The 15,299-nt window shown below is 45.5% G+C and carries 12 protein-coding genes; 6 read left to right on the forward strand and 6 right to left on the reverse strand.

Features of this window, described 5'->3' with window-relative positions:
- Nucleotides 1-71 precede the first annotated feature (71 nt).
- Nucleotides 72-884, forward strand: a complete 813-nt coding sequence (locus KFE96_RS03425) for a hypothetical protein (RefSeq protein ID WP_255834609.1) — start codon at nt 72-74, stop codon at nt 882-884.
- 89 nt (nt 885-973) lie between these two features.
- Here KFE96_RS03425 and KFE96_RS03430 read toward each other — a convergent pair whose 3' ends face one another.
- Entirely contained in the window at nt 974-1,372 is a 399-nt protein-coding gene (locus KFE96_RS03430) for a hypothetical protein (protein ID WP_255834610.1), read from the reverse strand.
- Nucleotides 1,373-1,641: 269 nt separating this feature from the next.
- Between KFE96_RS03430 and KFE96_RS03435 the strand changes: the two genes are divergently transcribed.
- The 3 genes from KFE96_RS03435 to KFE96_RS03445 are packed head-to-tail and all read left to right on the forward strand — an operon-like array spanning nt 1,642 to nt 4,318.
- Nucleotides 1,642-2,457, forward strand: coding sequence for a hypothetical protein (locus KFE96_RS03435; protein ID WP_255834611.1), 816 nt, complete (start codon nt 1,642-1,644; stop codon nt 2,455-2,457).
- A gap of 2 nt (nt 2,458-2,459) precedes the next feature.
- Nucleotides 2,460-3,401, forward strand: coding sequence for a glycosyltransferase family 2 protein (locus KFE96_RS03440; RefSeq protein ID WP_255834612.1), 942 nt, complete (start codon nt 2,460-2,462; stop codon nt 3,399-3,401).
- A 56-nt stretch (nt 3,402-3,457) separates the two neighbouring features.
- Nucleotides 3,458-4,318, forward strand: coding sequence for a LysR family transcriptional regulator (locus KFE96_RS03445; protein WP_255834613.1), 861 nt, complete (start codon nt 3,458-3,460; stop codon nt 4,316-4,318).
- 18 nt (nt 4,319-4,336) lie between these two features.
- On the opposite strand, the gene KFE96_RS03450 is transcribed toward KFE96_RS03445, so the two are convergent.
- On the reverse strand, nt 4,337-5,518 hold the full coding sequence (locus KFE96_RS03450; RefSeq protein WP_255834614.1) for an alpha/beta hydrolase-fold protein: 1,182 nt from the start codon (nt 5,516-5,518) through the stop codon (nt 4,337-4,339).
- A gap of 330 nt (nt 5,519-5,848) precedes the next feature.
- On the opposite strand from KFE96_RS03450, the gene KFE96_RS03455 reads away from it, so the two are divergent.
- On the forward strand, nt 5,849-8,152 hold the full coding sequence (locus KFE96_RS03455; protein WP_255834615.1) for a DPP IV N-terminal domain-containing protein: 2,304 nt from the start codon (nt 5,849-5,851) through the stop codon (nt 8,150-8,152).
- A 46-nt stretch (nt 8,153-8,198) separates the two neighbouring features.
- On the opposite strand, the gene KFE96_RS03460 is transcribed toward KFE96_RS03455, so the two are convergent.
- Both KFE96_RS03460 and KFE96_RS03465 read right to left on the reverse strand, forming a co-directional pair.
- Nucleotides 8,199-8,891, reverse strand: a complete 693-nt coding sequence (locus KFE96_RS03460) for an MOSC domain-containing protein (RefSeq protein WP_255834616.1) — start codon at nt 8,889-8,891, stop codon at nt 8,199-8,201.
- A 76-nt stretch (nt 8,892-8,967) separates the two neighbouring features.
- The gene (locus tag KFE96_RS03465; protein WP_255834617.1) at nt 8,968-9,801 is read right to left on the reverse strand and encodes a LysR family transcriptional regulator; all 834 of its coding nucleotides are present in this window, start codon (nt 9,799-9,801) and stop codon (nt 8,968-8,970) included.
- A gap of 97 nt (nt 9,802-9,898) precedes the next feature.
- On the opposite strand from KFE96_RS03465, the gene KFE96_RS03470 reads away from it, so the two are divergent.
- A complete protein-coding gene (locus KFE96_RS03470; RefSeq protein WP_255834618.1) occupies nt 9,899-10,894 on the forward strand; it encodes a zinc-binding dehydrogenase in 996 nt (331 codons plus the stop codon).
- A gap of 59 nt (nt 10,895-10,953) precedes the next feature.
- Here KFE96_RS03470 and KFE96_RS03475 read toward each other — a convergent pair whose 3' ends face one another.
- Entirely contained in the window at nt 10,954-13,716 is a 2,763-nt protein-coding gene (locus KFE96_RS03475) for a DEAD/DEAH box helicase family protein (protein ID WP_255834619.1), read from the reverse strand.
- A gap of 111 nt (nt 13,717-13,827) precedes the next feature.
- Entirely contained in the window at nt 13,828-15,267 is a 1,440-nt protein-coding gene (locus KFE96_RS03480) for a beta-lactamase family protein (RefSeq protein ID WP_255834620.1), read from the reverse strand.
- Nucleotides 15,268-15,299 lie beyond the last annotated feature (32 nt).

Below are 15,299 nucleotides of genomic sequence, written 5' to 3' on the forward strand. Positions count from 1 at the left end.
CGATACAATCTTAGAACCTATGGTATCCACAATTCGTTGTTTTGTGCCTGTATGCGCAAGAGGGGAACTTTATGTGTGATATATTAGAAGCCATTATTATCGCATCCGATAAGGTGGAATCTGCGCATATTCGTCAGGCTATAAAAGAACGCCTTATCCTTCACAAGCAAAGTTATCGCCAAATAGAACATGGTTATAATACGCTCACGGTTTCCAAACAGGATTTGGATGTCCTTAAAGTGTTCCTCCATGGCTGGAGTGTGCTTTATAATAGTGACCTTGCATTAGCTGGCATTACCAACCGCCTTACTATGGTGCTTCATGAACAGCCTACCGGTAAAGCAGAAAGCCATATACTGGATGCCATTATCCAGCTGAATTCTTCCATGGATGATGCGCGAAATGGTTCCATGACCAACCACCGCCTTTTTAGAACTATGGCAAACACTGTTTGTGCGGGGGAAAGCTGGGCCCAGCCAGATGCTTTGTGTGCTGCTGTGCATGAATTTAAAGCGTGGCGTGATGCTATTTGTGTTGTGGCAAAAGATATTGAGCTCGGGTTAATGGCTGAGCTTGTTCATATGGTGCATATGCAAGGGCTTTTTCAGGCAATTATTGATAAATTGGGGGATTGGTTGCAGGCCCATTACGGGTGGGAAGAAGAGCAAGTTCACGAAAGTCTAGCATGGATTAACCACCAACTTACCACCATTATCCCATTGCATTTAGTGAACCTTCAAACAGCCATTAATAGTTATGGAGCGGCATCTGGCAAAACCTGGAATGTGGATATGTTCCATGAAGTGTTTGATGCATATTCCGGGCATCAGGCTGCCATTGTGAATGCACTGACACAGCGAATGGCAATCAGTGAAGCTGCTTAAGGTGTAAGGGAAGCTATCAAGCAAGCGAGACAGCTTCCCAACCCTTTTTCATCAGGGTACTGCGAGGAATATGAAAAAGGGTGATAATTCTAGTGTTTGAAAAGATCTTCCGCGCAGCTACTGTTCAGCAAGCGGCTTTCATATTTTTCAATCTCTCTGGCAAGCTGTACCACTTTTCCTTCTTCAAACTTGATATCGAGCTGCGATACGAGGCTATCATTCTGTTCCAGCATGGCTTCCAGCTTAATAAGCATGCTTTTGGCTTCAAGGATATCAGCAGCAAGCGTTGGTTTTGAAAGCTCAAATAGTTCAACCAGCTTTTGGTGTTCAGTAACACTGGTTGAAAGATATAGCTCATTAAGCTTTCTGAAGACTTCGCCAATTTTAGCTACTCGTAATTCAAATTTTGCTTCAAGTGTGCCGACGCTTTCTTCACGGGCGATGGTATCACGTGCTGTCGATTGTGTGCTTTCAAACGAATAGTGCATGATCACTTTCCTTATATGATTGAATAAGCAGCTATGACCTTACAGGTGGTTTAAGTTTTGAAAAGCGAATAATATCAAACAATAACATTTGAAAATTCGATATAAAAACATTTACCACTCAAGAAAGCTGAAAAACCCCCGACCGAGCGCTCCTCAGTCAGGCACCCTAAGGTAATAGTCGTGATCTTAATCACGACTATAGGTGTAATTTTATGATATTTATGGGTGCATTAAAGAGGTGCAGTAATTTATCAAATTGGGGGGTAAAGATGCATACGTTGATGTCATTTATTGAACCTGTATTGGGGCAGGTTGAAAACAGTTATATTCAGCAAGAGCTGATAAAATCATTTAAAACACAAGAACCATATTTCCAAACTATTGAGCAGTCTTTCCATAGTTTTACCGGGCATGTGCAATCTCCAGATTCTTTCAGGAAATTCTTTCATAGTTGGAGCCAGACAAATAATAGTGCAGTCACTGTTTCTGGCCTGAGTAACCGTTTAAGTTTGTTGGTGCATGAAGATAAACCTGTTGCAGATAAAGGCAGGTTGCTGGATGCCATTGCCAGCTTGAACCGCATTACTGATGAAGATCTGGCTGTGAAGGGGCATATCCTGCATTCTGATCTCTTCTACCGGATGGCAACAGAAATTTCAGGTGATGACGCTTGGATGCTGAAAGCATATTTATTGCCTGAGGCCAGAAGCTTTAAAAGCTGGAAAGATAAAAACAGCCTCCGTAAATTCGACCTGATGATAGGGCTGCTTACCACGCTTGCTCATGAAATCTATACTCACGGTGAGGTGGAGTTCATCCTGCCGTTATTCAGAAAATGGCTGAAGCATGATTATGGCTGGGAAGATAAGCGCATTGAGAAAAGCCTAGCCTGGATTCAAGTGCATTGTGGGCCAACGGAAAAGGATCATTTTTTCCATGCGATTAATGCCGTTGAGCATTTTGCAGATGCTATGGATATTGATTTGGCGGCCTATGATCTCAGTGAAATTGTCAGTGATTATGTGGCGAAAAAAGCGGCTGTTATGGCCGCACTTACAGCAAATATCGCGGTGCAGGCAGCATAGCGATGGCAACGGTTTCAGTTATTATTCCCCTGTATAATAAGGTGGATTATATTGATGAAACGCTTGCGTCTCTTGTGGCGCAAGAACGCCATCCTGATGAGGTTATTATCGTTGATGACTGCAGTACAGATGGCAGCCTGGAGACAGCGAAATTATTCATTCTTAAATATTTTAAAACAATGCCTGAAACCCGTGTGCATTTTATCGAGCTTGATGAAAATAAAGGCCCGGGTTTTGCGCGTAATGAAGGCCTAAAGTTTGCGTCCGGCGATTATGTTATTTTCCTTGATGCAGATGATGTTTATGAACCGCCACTGCTTGAGAAAGCAGTGAGGGTAGTGGAAATGTACCGCTGGGATATTCTCGCAATTGGTATTGAATTGGTCCCTTCTGGTAAAACATATCCCGAGTTTGAAAGGGTTTCGCCTTATTTTGTCCCTTGCACAGAGGATGTGTTTTTAGGGCTTGATCCGCTTCTTATTGCTACAACAGAAGGGTTCAATATGGGGCGCGGTAGTAACGTTCTTGTTGCTCGGAAATATGCAGTTAAGGAGAGCTTTTCAGAAACCGCACGTCTTAATGAAGGAATTGATTATTGGTATCGTGTTTTAAAGCATATTGTGGCGCGCAACGGGAAAATGGGGTTGCTTCTTGGAGGGCATTTGAAATTCCGAGAGGTCGCTGGCAGTCTTTCTCGTTCTTATTATAAAAACCTAACGGACGTAAGCTATCCACCTTCCTTTGAGCGCTATTATGATAGCGAAGATATGTATGATCAATTTCTGTTTGATATGGTTTCAAGAAGATGGACAGCACATACCGTGCGTCATTTGAAATCGCCGCTACATAAGGCTTATTTTATGCTGCGCCATTTACCCCTTTTCCGCAGGCAGTACCAAACTGGAAAACTGCGAAAGCGTAGCCACAAACAATATATCATTTGAAAATATGATGTGATTTATCCATTTTATCGACATCTTCGATTTAAGGAGGCTGATATATGGATATTTCTCAGGCAAAAACGTTCCTCACAGTGGTTGAACTCAGGAACTTTAAAAAGGCTGCTGAAAAATTGTTTGTCACACAGTCTACGGTAAGCGCGAGAATAAAGAGCCTGGAGGAGCAACTGGGGTGTACGCTTTTTATCCGGAATAAAGCCGGCGTAACCTTAACTGCGGCAGCCGAGAAGTTTGAACGGCACGCGCAATCAATTGTACAGCTTTGGGATCACGCAAAAAAAGAAGTTGTTCAAACTGAAGAACTCACGCCTTCACTCACTATTGGTGCGCGGTTTGGTTTGTGGGAACCACTTTTGATGGATTGGTTGATGGATATCCGGTCCCAGCTTCCAAATACAGTGATTAACGCTCGTATCGGTACTGCTAGTTCACTTATTCAGAAACTTCATAATGGTACTATGGATATTTGCCTCGTTTACACGCCCTATACTAATAAGGGGCTGAGATTAAAAAAACTGTTTGAAGAGAAGTTTGTACTGGTTTCCGGGAATCCTGAGCCACGCTCCATTGATGAAGAGAGCTATATGTATGTGCATTGGGGGAGTGAATTTGCGCGTAAGCATAAACTTCATTTTCCTGATTTTACATATTCCAAAATGTCAGCCAATTTGGGTGTGCTGGCGCAAAACCTTCTCTTGCGAACCGGGTTAATGGGGTATCTGCCATACCGTACCATTCAAAATGAAATAGCCATAGGAACGTTGCATATTATGGAAGATGCACCCGTGCTCACGCTGCCGGTTTATATGGTTTATTCAGAAACGATTGAGGAGACGGTGTTTGAGCGTGTTTCTGATAGTCTCGAAGTTCACACCAAAGACCTGAACATGCCGTTTGGCTGATGCAAAACAGAAGGCCAACTATTCAGCTGGCTCTTTATCTTTTAGTAAAGCTGATGCTCTTTCCACGCTATCTGAATAGGTGCCGGATAATGGATCGCCATTCATTTTACTGAGACTTAATGATGTTTCAAAATTATTGAGAGCCTTTTTGATTTCGCCAACTTTTTCATATGTCAGGCCCAGGCTATGATAGCCAGTTGCTGATCCGGGATATGTTTTAATAACCCACTCAAACATCTCAGTAGCTTCATCGAGCCTATTTAGATAATAGAGCCATGTGCCGTAACCGATTGCTCGGTCCTCTGGCAAAATGATGGAAGTTTCAAGCTGCTTGGACATGGCTTCGTAACGGGTGAGTAAATCCTCCAGCGTTTGAGGTGCATCAGGAATTTCCCAAATATTAAAGATATCGGAAAAACCTTTATACTGGCTGATAAGAACTCCACTGTTATGGTTTTCATTCGGAAATCGTCGGTTAAACGATTTAAGCTTTTCAAACTTGCTCTCGGCGAGGAACTTAACCAGCTCCCCATAGGGGGTTGTCATCATATCAGGCTCATTTGAAAGTGAGATATAGATCTGTCTGGGAGCCAAATTCGCGAACTGCATCGGAATGGTTTTAATAGTCTTAGCTGCGTGCTTAAGAGTAGCTTTGTTATCCCACCATAAAGATGGGCTTACGGCAATATAAGCATTGAAGAGTTCTGGTTTGGTGGCAAAGCTGTGAATAGTAAAAAGGCCGCCAAATGATGTCCCGGAAAGCACCTTATAGGGCAGAGTGCGGTATCGCTTGCTAATTTCCACCATCAGTTCCTTTTCCAGAAAGGTAAGGAATAGATCAGCACCCGTTGGTGTTTGGCCGATTTGTTCATTTATCGGAGTTGGCCTTAGGTCTCTGTTGCGGTCGGTATTCACAATCCCAACAATAATGGACTTTGGCATTTTATGTTGGTTGTAAAGGAAATCAGCTGAAGCGCTTGTATGGTCCATATGCACTTCGGCATCAGTAAGATAGATAACAGGATAAGATCTTGCTGAGGCGTTATATCCTTTTGGAAGATGCACGAGAATTTCTCTATGTTCGCCTAAAAGCTCGCTTTGAATGATGAAGCGTTCCCTTGTTTTCTCGGTGGTTTGGCTTGTTGCCAATGAGGGAGTAATGCCACTGAAAAGCAGCAGTAAAATCAACACAAATTTCATAAGTCCACGCCCATCAATATATTAAAGTTATGTTATTATGTATCGTTTCGTGGATATGTAAAGTGATAAATAATAACTAATCGGCGTGGGAACGGTGCCTCTGGAAGCTTATTGTTTCAGGGGTTGGAATTTTTTCCTTATCGGGATTCAATATAGCCTGTTACCGGGGCAATATCGGCGAAATGTACACTAAATACATTGGTTTATAATCATTGGTTTTTGTTACCTGTTTGACTGGTTTTTCTTGCTTGTGAAACCTCCATCCTTCTCACAGAGTAAGCTCGTGTCTATTGGCCTACGGAGCGGCCACTGAGATACGGGGGAGGAAAAATGAAAACACCACTAATAGCCGCGCTGCTGGCAAGCGCGTTCTTGTCTGCATGTCTGGATGAGCAGAAAACCAACACGCCTTTGGAAGTGCCGACAGCGCTAACATCCGCCGATTATGATCGGGCATCTGCACTGTTACCACAGAATTCTCGCAAGCTTGCATACCGCTTAAGCATTCGGCCGAACTGGATCGGGGAAAGTGACCGTTTCTGGTATATCCGCGAACAAGCCGAGGGGTATGACTATATGTTTGTGGACCCCGCAGAAGGGGTTCGTCGCTCGTTATTTGATCATGAACGTTTAAAGCAAGCTTTTGAAGATCAGCATGATATTGAGGTTGATGCGTCTGAGTTTGGGCTGAGCACTCTTGACGTGCAAGATGATGCACTTGAGTTCAATATGCAGGGCAGCCACTGGCGGCTTACACTTGCCGATTATTCACTTGTTAAATCCGATATCCCTTCTACTGAGCGCGGTACATCGCCTGATGGTAAATGGCTGGCGTTCAGGAAAGAAGAAAACCTGTTTTTGCGGAACCTTGAAACAGGGGATGAAAAGCAAATTACCACAGATGGCATAGAAGGCTTTGGATATGCAGCGCCACTGATTAACCCAAGAAGCCTCATTAATGGCCGCATCAGCAACCCAGATGAATTTACAACGGTTTATTGGTCGCCAGACTCGAAGAAAGTTGCTTTCTACCGCATTGATAAACGTGAAGCAGGGAAGCTTACGCTTGTGGAATCAAGTCCGAAGAGCGGAGGAACACGGCCAAACCAGTATGATTATGTATATGCTTTGTCTGGCGAAGAAAAAGTTCCGTTTGCAGATGCGTACATCGCTAATATTGAAACAGATACACTGGTGAAAATGGCGCTTGATCCCATTCCAGTACTTTATTACGGCGGTCCTTATTTTAACTGGAATGCTGATAGCGAAACAGCAGTTATTCGCCAGCCGGAACGTGGTTATAAAGCTATCCGGTTGATCGCAATTGATGCGGATGATGGCAGCAGCAAAGTGTTGATTGACGATAATCAGGATGACTTTGTTGATTACTATGCCCACCAGTGGAACCCGGTTGAGGAAACAGGGGAGCATTACTGGTCATCTTTTATTGATGGATGGCAGCATCTGGTACGTTATGATCCTAAAACTGATGAAGTAACACCTATCACAAGTGGTAACTGGCGTTACCGTTACATCGCACGCTTAGGTGAAGAAGATGGTTCCATCTATTTTGTGGCGGGCGGCAAGGAAGCAGGCCGAGATCCCTATTACAGGCATCTGTACCGCACCGACCGTGACGGCAGTGAGCCTGTACTCCTGACCCCAGAAGCACTTGATCACGGGGTGGATGTATCCCCGACAGGCACCTATTTTGTGGATAACATGTCAGAGATGAATGTACCCACACGTACGGTGCTAAGAAGCGGTGTTGATGGTGCCATTTTAATGGAACTGGAAACCGCACAGGCAGATGCTTTGTTTGCAACAGGCTTTCAGATGGCCGAGCCGTTTGAAGCTGTGGCGGCAGACGGTAAGACACCTATTTATGGGGCTATTTACCGCCCAAGTAACTTTGACCCGAACAAAAGCTACCCGGTGATTGATAACATCTACACAGGGCCTCATTATGTGATGACCCGCAAATCCTTCAGCCGCAGTGTGCGCACCGAAGCAATGGCGATTGCGGAGCTTGGTTTTATTGTGGTGCATATTGATGGCAGGGGCACGAACCAGCGTTCAAAGGCTTTCCTCGTAGAAGCTTATAAAAACCTTGGGCAAACAGGTTATAAAGACCATGAAGTGGCTATCCGCCAGCTTGCAGAAAAATACCCTTATATGGATGCTGACCGAGTAGGTGTTTATGGTTTCTCGGCTGGTGGCTATGATACAGCGCGGGTGATGTTCACAATGCCTGATTTTTATAAAGTGGGTGTGGCAGCATCCGGTAACCATGATCACCGCTCGGATAAAGCGGTGTGGAATGAGCAGTGGATGGGGTTCCCGGCGGGTAGCCATTACGACCGGGATAGCAACCTAACAGTTGCAGGAAACCTGAAGGGTAAACTATTTCTTGCTCATGGCGAGCTGGATGAAAATGTTAACCCAATGGCAACGCTTCAGCTTGTTGATAAACTGATCGCAGCGAACAAGGATTTTGAATTCCTGATCGTGCCGGGGTACGGACACTTTCTGGATGATTCACCTTATTTCCAGCGTCGAAGGTTTGATTTCTTTGTAAAACACCTGATGGGGGGCACCCCGCCCCAAAGGTATGAGATCAAGTTCGAAGACTGATAAACGATACGGAGAAGCCAGCTATTAAGCTGGCTTTTTCTATAATCTAGCCGTTTAAGCGGGCACTGGTATCTTCCGCCTTGTTTCCTTCAGCGAACTTGGCAAATGCTGTACGCCAACCTTCTGCGAGCTCTGGCATTTTTGCGAGATAAAGCGCATCTTCTTTTGATACCTGTTTGGTAAGCCGCGCACGGGTAACGCGTTCCACTGTCCAACCATCTTGTGGCCGATCAGTAAGATGCATCATATCCCCTTTTTCGGCCATGCCTGGTGTGAGAACCCTGTAGTACCAGCCTGTGAAACCTGTTTTTAGAAATAGAGATGTCATCTGTTTGTTGTTGGTGTAGGCATTTAGCTTCCAGCAGGGCTGACGGCCTTGGCTTATTTGCACGACAGCGCTTCCTATTTCAAAAATATCGCCAATACATACGTCTTGTTCAGTGAGGCCGAGCGTAGAGATATTTTCACCGAATGCAGCAGGTGTTGCTGCTGCTGGCAGGTGGCCATTATCGCACCAGAAAGGATAATGGTCTGCGGCATAATGATGAATAGCTTTGTCTGCTCCGCCATGTACTGTTAGGTCGGCCTGTTCATCGGCGATGAAGCCATTGGTTTCGATGGTCTGAGCGCCATAAGCGACTGTTTTGTGAATGGCTGAAGGTGCTTTACCGGGCCAAAGCTCCTGTTTGGCGCCAACGAAGATGTTTTCAATAGTTGTTTTGAGGTTTGGTAAAGCCATGCACAATCTCCATAATTGCACACAAAGTATCGAGTCGAAACATTTTGTGCAATGATTTAATATGGGTACTTTGGTACTACGCAGAGAAATGTTTAATTAGGTCACGTACACGTTGCGGCAAAAGCCGTTTTTCCGGGTAGACGATATGCATGGTGCGAAGGGCTGGTTTACAGTTTGAAACGTCGAGAGCTACAAGATTATCTGTAATCATATCAGCAGGCAAAAGTGCGATCCCCATATGTTCACGGGCCGTCATTTCTATAAGCTGTAAATCATCAAACATATGTTTGATTTTCTTTGGCTTTAAAAGGGAGCCGCCTTCTAGTAGCCATCCATATGCCGAAGCAATGGCGGGCTGGTCTAGCATAGTTTGTTTTGTGATTTTTGTTGGTAAGCTGCGACTGTTTAAAAAATCCCTGCTAGCGCAGAAACTGTAGGGTACATCCCACAGATATCTTGCGATCAGATCACTGTCCGGCAGCGGGCCAAGCCTAAAAGCTACATCGATGTTATCTCTTATGAAGTCTAGCCGTTGGTTGGCTGTGATCAACTCGACCTTCACCTGAGGGTATGCTTTCATATAGGTAAGCAGTTTTGGTGCTATTGTTCTGCGGGCTGCGAGTGAAGCTGCGGTAATACGAATAGTTTGTGCTTTCAGTGTTTCGCCAAAACCACTGATACCTTCAAGAGTTTCCATAGGTGCCTGGCAGCGATCAAGCAAGGCTCGCCCCTCTTCTGTAAGGCGTACTTGTCGTGTGGTGCGTTCGAATAACTTGATGCCAAGGTGTGTTTCAAGATCAGCAATCCGCCTGCTCATTCGGCTGGGAGGAATATTCAGTTCTGTCGCTGCTTTGGCAAAATTTTCGGTGCGGGCAACACTGATGAAGAGGGCAAGATCGTTATAAATCATAATTCTATTTTTGGAATAATTAAGTGCTAAATAGTCTATTATCATACTGTTGTGCAAATGTCATGTTTACGCCAGACAAGCCGAATGGAGATACGACATGGCATATTCAATAACTATTCCACAAACAGGTGGCCCCGACGTTTTAGTTTGTGAAGATAAAACGGTGCCAGCGCTTGGAACTGGAGAAGTGTTGGTGCGTAATCACACAGCAGCCGTAAATTTTATCGATACAATCATTCGCCGCGGTGAAATGCCTGAAGGTATGATGCCCGACTTACCGCATGTGCCAGGTGTTGAAGGTGCAGGTGTTGTCGAGGCGATTGGTGCAGGTGTTGATGGCTTCACGATTGGTGACCGAGTTGCGTGGATGGGCCCAATTGGTGCTGCTGGTTATGGTTCATATTCGGTTATCGGTAGCCATTATATCACTAAACTGGATAAGGATATTTCCTTTGAGCGTGCGGCATCAATTCCAGTAAACGCTATGACCGCGTGGCATATGCTTGTGAATTTAGGTCAAGCAAAGCGTGGGCAAAGTGTTTTGGTACATGCCGCGGCGGGCGGTGTTGGAACTATGGTTACTCATATCGCCAAGCATCTTGATTTGAAAGTGATAGCTTCCGTAAGTAGTGATAAAATTGAGTACGCGAAGGCGCAGGGCGCCGATTTCGTTATAGATTACCGCACAGAGAACCTGATTGATCGTGTAAGGGATATTACGGACGAAAGAGGTGTTGATCTTACTCTTAATCCGATCTCCGGGGAAAGCCTGAAGGCGGATATGGAAATGCTTGCCCCTCTTGGTACAGCAGTGCTCTTTGGTTTTCTGGCTGGTCCACCAAAGGGTACATTTGAAGAAGATTTAACCAGACATTTTGGTAAGTCTATCGCGGTTCGTGTTTCCGATATCTACACTTATTTCTTCAATCGTCCGGAAGCCTTCAGCGCTGACCTTAAAAGTGTTTTTGAGCTTTTAAACACCGGGGTCCTGAAGCCACAAATCCAAGTTCTACCACTGAGGGAGGTAGCGGAAGCTCACCGCATGCTTGAAGCGGGAGAAGTGAAGGGTAAACTTGTGCTGGCGATAGATTAATCTTATGGCCGTTCGTTGGAATGGCAGGCGTAAGGGCGGCAACATATCTATAAGGGCGTTTATTCCCAGGTACTGTTGATATCTGTTTTCTTCTGGAAGTAGGCGGCGGTGGATTTAAACCGTGCTTTTAGAAGTAGCTGCCGTCCTTTTGGGGTGCGTGTATAAACCAGTGCAGACTTCCCCACATACCTGTTCCAGCACTTCTGGTAAAAGGCCGCTGTTTTCTTGTGTTTGGCGAATGCATGGGGCACCGGGTGGTAATCAACACGGAGCATGCTGCCTAAGAATGAGTTCCGGACAAGGATATAGCGGTCGTTATCAACAGGGCCAAGCGCTTGCGCCATTGCGGTGTTGAACTGGTGGCGTTCAGGGTTGCTGGCCCCGAGAATATGGCAGCGCACTGTGCCGTCTGATTGTTTGGTGGTGCGTAGTTCAATGTTCTTTGGCGCGGTACGGATGATGTCTGCTTGATATAGCGTATCAAGTACTGCGTGGCCAACCTGCTTCATGCTTCCTTCCAGGCTGCCGTTCCGTAGGAAAACATATAGTGCAGTGATCAGCTTCGGTGCAGCGACGAGCATGCCCACACCAATAGCCCCCATAAGTGAGTATTTGAGGTTCTGCGTAATATCCTGCAACACGGATGCGCCCCAGAAAACACCGCCCATAGCACCTTGGAAAGCAAGTGCTTTAAGAGTGTCCATAAAGGCTAGACTTTTAGGAGCATAGTTAGCGGATGTAGCCTCCCGCATTTCTGGCCGGGGGTTTTTGCCTTGGAGGGATTGATCCCATTTTATCTTTAAGGCACCTCTGTCAGCAGCTTCCTCAAGCATACGTTCATTCAGTTGCTGCAGCCCGTTTGTAGTCCACTTAGCATCCTTCAGGTTCAGGCGCCGAATACCATTTTGGATAAGAGGTATATCGCCAAGAGAAATGCCTTCAAACGCTCTGAAACGGCGTTTCAAAATTTGCATGTCTGGCCCAAGTTTTACATTCAGGTCTTCGAACGGTGAAACAGTTTTGATCGGTGGTCTGTACCCCTTCAGGGCGTTGACGAATTCCTTCTTAAGAAGTTCCTTCAGTGTTTCTCGTTCAATTGCGGCGAGGTGCCATATATTTGATGCTTTTTCCGGGGAAGAACGATCTATCCTGATTGCTCTGCCACGCATCTGGTTAGAGAGCATGAAGGACCCGATATTGGATGCAAGTATCAGCGTGTTCACGCTGGGGGCGTCCCAGCCTTCTCCAAGCAGTGCCTGTGTTCCGACAAGGCAAGTCACGCCGCCCAAGCGGAATAGTGCGGTGACAAAAGCAACTTGCTGTGTGCTAAACCGGCCCTCTAGTGAAACCTCCAGATAATCTGGTGTGTGATGCAGAGGCTTTACCTTTAGCGCTGCTTCAGGGATTTCCAATTGCTGAAGAATTTGGGGCATGAGTGAGGAAGCGCTTTTTGGTGCAACTATCAGTGAACCCGTAAGAATGCCTAGTTTAACACCGGAGGTAAGATGTTGCCGCAAGTGTTCAAAAATTGGCACCACGCCCAATTTGCTCATGGGACGTTTATCATCTGGGCCTGAGGGTAATTCTTTCAAACGAATGTAATTCGTCAGAACGACCATCCGAAGATCATCGCCCATATTTTTAGCTTCGGCCTCTGCAATGGCGACAATACTGGCGAGTTTGCTAACGCTGTTGGCCAACAGTTTGCTGGTTTCTTTGGTATCTGTAATGGTTACGCGGCAGCGTTCAATACAGCCTATTTTTTGAAAGCGTTTTTGCCACCGGGTGAGCGTTTCCTCATGTTCAGAAAGAAAATCCCGCTGGGTAAAGAAAACACCTGTAAGGAAAATTTCCAACCATTCTGGCGTTAAGGTTGGTATCTTTTCTTTTTCTGCGCCCAGTAATTTTAAAGCATTTCTTGATGGTGGGTAGCCAATTGTATTGAAATAAATGATCAGTGCGGAAAACATCTTAGGATCAGCGAGGATGGCTTCGAAATCTTCTTCCGCAACTTTCAGCCAGGGATGGCTGGAGATGGCTTTCTCAAAACTCGCACATGTGAGTAGTTCTTTGGTAGCTAGCGCAACCTCGGTCTTGAAATTTTCAAGTTGATCTGCTTCCAAGCCTCTGGGTTCAGAAAAATAAACATAATCCTGATGGGGACAAAGATCGCCGCGCTTTACGAGTTCAGGCACGGAAATTTCTGTGTCGACCGGACCACATAGCTCCTCGTATCGCTGCCATTCGCTATATTCTACATCATAGGGAGGTGTAGCAGTGAGCGAGAGCATTGTAGGTTTGCCCAACCCTTTTTTTACCTTGGTTAAAACGGCCCACCATTCTTTGCGAAGATGGTGTGCTTCATCCAGCACAATGGTGTGCGTGCCAACCTTTTTCAGGGTTTTGATAACGTCAATTTTTTCCGGTTTCGATTGGCCGTTTGTTTCTTCTTCCTCTGCATAGTCTTCTTCATCCTGAGCTACCTTTCCCGTCATTGCAGCATGGAGAGCTTGGTAGGTGATAAAGATAAGCGGTTTGGATTGCCTGAGATCGCGGCTGATTATCTGATCAACATCATAGGTCTCTGGTGCGAAAGCTTCTTTCAGGCGGCTTACCCATTGGTCTCGTATGGTAAGGGACGGCGCTAAAATAAGGCTTGGTTTCTGAAGCCTGATAAGAACCTCTAACCCCAGCGTGGTTTTGCCTGAACCAGGTGCCGCTACAACATGGAGATGTTGATCATCCAGATGGCTATCAAGTTCATCTAGTACACGTGCTTGATATGCACGCCATTTGCCGCGAAACCCTAATTCTTCAAACAATGAAATCCCCCTCAAGTATCAACGCTTAGTGAATACCAGAGGCGATTATCAGGTCAAGGCGAAAGACCACCTTCCCAGACAGGAAAGGTGGTTCTTGATGTTCTGCGGGTTCTAGGAGGCTGAAAGCCGTTCAATGCCTTCTTTGGCAGAGGTGAAGCTTTCATCCAGTTCGAGCGTTTTCCTGTAGTTGGCAATAGCTGCGTCTTTGTTGCCGAGGCGCTCGTAGATCAGTCCCAGGCTATCAAAGGCATTGGCCACAGTAGGGAACAGTTCCACGTTTTTCTTAAGAACCGCCAATGACATGTCCTGTTCACCTTCGTCCCAAAGTATAAAGCCCAAATGGTTCAACCAGCGATCTGAATAATCCTTATAGCCCGCTTCTTTGATGGCGGTTTCAAACTTCTCGCTGAAGGCTTCAATACCGTTTTTCTCTATGTAAAGATACGCAAAGAAACCAAGTGGTAATAGAGCTGGTTCTGGTGTTTTACCTTGGTGAAGGTCGGCAATGCGCTGTGAAATCCGTTCTGCAACTAGTTGATCTGTGTTTGCTAAAACAATGATGAACAGCTTGTCTTTGAATAGCACTTCAACGGCAGCACTAACGCCCGGGCCTCCGCCATAGGAACTCCAGATATTGTCTGGGTTTGCTTTGATTTCTTCCCATTTTCGATCGCGTTTCTGGTAGTGGTTACCGAGCACTGCCTTCATTTCATCATTCAGGATCGTGTTCTCATAGAACAGGTGAGAATAGAAGCGCGCGAGATCAGAAGGCGTGGAATACATGCCGCCGTCCGGTGTTACATTTTCCAGCATTGCTGTGCGGTCAACTTTCTTGCCAGTCATAGTAGTGCTGTAGCTGAGCGCTTTGCCAGTTACATCTTCTGTGAGCGCATATTCGGTATCGTTTGCACCAATTTTGGAAAGGATTTCTTGCTTGAGAACGCTTGCGAAATCCTGACCGGATATTTTCTCAATAATCGCGCCCAAAACGATATAATTATAGTTGGAATACTCTCGCTTTGTACCCGGCTCTGAAAGCAGTGGCTTATCCATTAAAAGCGGTAATTTATCCTGAATGTTTTTGAGGGATTTATAGGTGCGGTAATATTCATCATTGAAGATATCCGCGAAGCCAGAGCGGTGAGAGAGAAGCTGTCTTACCGTGATTTTGTTCGCAACCTCAGCAGGAAACCCGAGATCAAATTTTGCCAGTGTATCTTCCAGGGTTAACTTGCCGTCTTGCACCATGCGAAGAAGGATAGCGGCAGTAATATGCTTGTTGATTGAGCCAATACGGATTTTTGTATTGCTTTGGTTCGCTATGTTATTTTCAATATCAGCGAGGCCGTAGCTCTTATCAAAGATAATCTGATCATCTTTATAAATGGCAACAGTGCCTGTAAACCAGCCACTTTCCGTGTAGCCCTGAATGATAGCTTCTGCGCCTTCGATGAAAGCAGTGTTTTTGTCTGTAGTATCTTGAGAATGAGCCTGAGCACTGAAACCAGCAATAAGCATCAGGCTGCAAGCAATGTGCTTGAAGCGTTTCATAGTTCAATTTTCCTCGCATCGCATATGTTTAT

The sequence above is a fragment of the Kordiimonas sp. SCSIO 12603 genome (genome assembly GCF_024398035.1).
Classification (GTDB): domain Bacteria; phylum Pseudomonadota; class Alphaproteobacteria; order Sphingomonadales; family Kordiimonadaceae; genus Kordiimonas.

Excerpts from the sequence above, each read along its gene's own strand:
- KFE96_RS03425 (WP_255834609.1), top strand. The coding sequence starts at position 72 with ATGTGTGATATATTAGAAGCCATTATTATCGCATCCGATAAGGTGGAA.
- KFE96_RS03480 (WP_255834620.1), bottom strand. The coding sequence starts at position 15,267 with ATGAAACGCTTCAAGCACATTGCTTGCAGCCTGATGCTTATTGCTGGT.
- KFE96_RS03450 (WP_255834614.1), bottom strand. The coding sequence starts at position 5,518 with ATGAAATTTGTGTTGATTTTACTGCTGCTTTTCAGTGGCATTACTCCC.
- KFE96_RS03470 (WP_255834618.1), top strand. The coding sequence starts at position 9,899 with ATGGCATATTCAATAACTATTCCACAAACAGGTGGCCCCGACGTTTTA.
- KFE96_RS03465 (WP_255834617.1), bottom strand. The coding sequence starts at position 9,801 with ATGATTTATAACGATCTTGCCCTCTTCATCAGTGTTGCCCGCACCGAA.
- KFE96_RS03430 (WP_255834610.1), bottom strand. The coding sequence starts at position 1,372 with ATGCACTATTCGTTTGAAAGCACACAATCGACAGCACGTGATACCATC.
- KFE96_RS03455 (WP_255834615.1), top strand. The coding sequence starts at position 5,849 with ATGAAAACACCACTAATAGCCGCGCTGCTGGCAAGCGCGTTCTTGTCT.
- KFE96_RS03440 (WP_255834612.1), top strand. The coding sequence starts at position 2,460 with ATGGCAACGGTTTCAGTTATTATTCCCCTGTATAATAAGGTGGATTAT.
- KFE96_RS03445 (WP_255834613.1), top strand. The coding sequence starts at position 3,458 with ATGGATATTTCTCAGGCAAAAACGTTCCTCACAGTGGTTGAACTCAGG.
- KFE96_RS03435 (WP_255834611.1), top strand. The coding sequence starts at position 1,642 with ATGCATACGTTGATGTCATTTATTGAACCTGTATTGGGGCAGGTTGAA.
- KFE96_RS03460 (WP_255834616.1), bottom strand. The coding sequence starts at position 8,891 with ATGGCTTTACCAAACCTCAAAACAACTATTGAAAACATCTTCGTTGGC.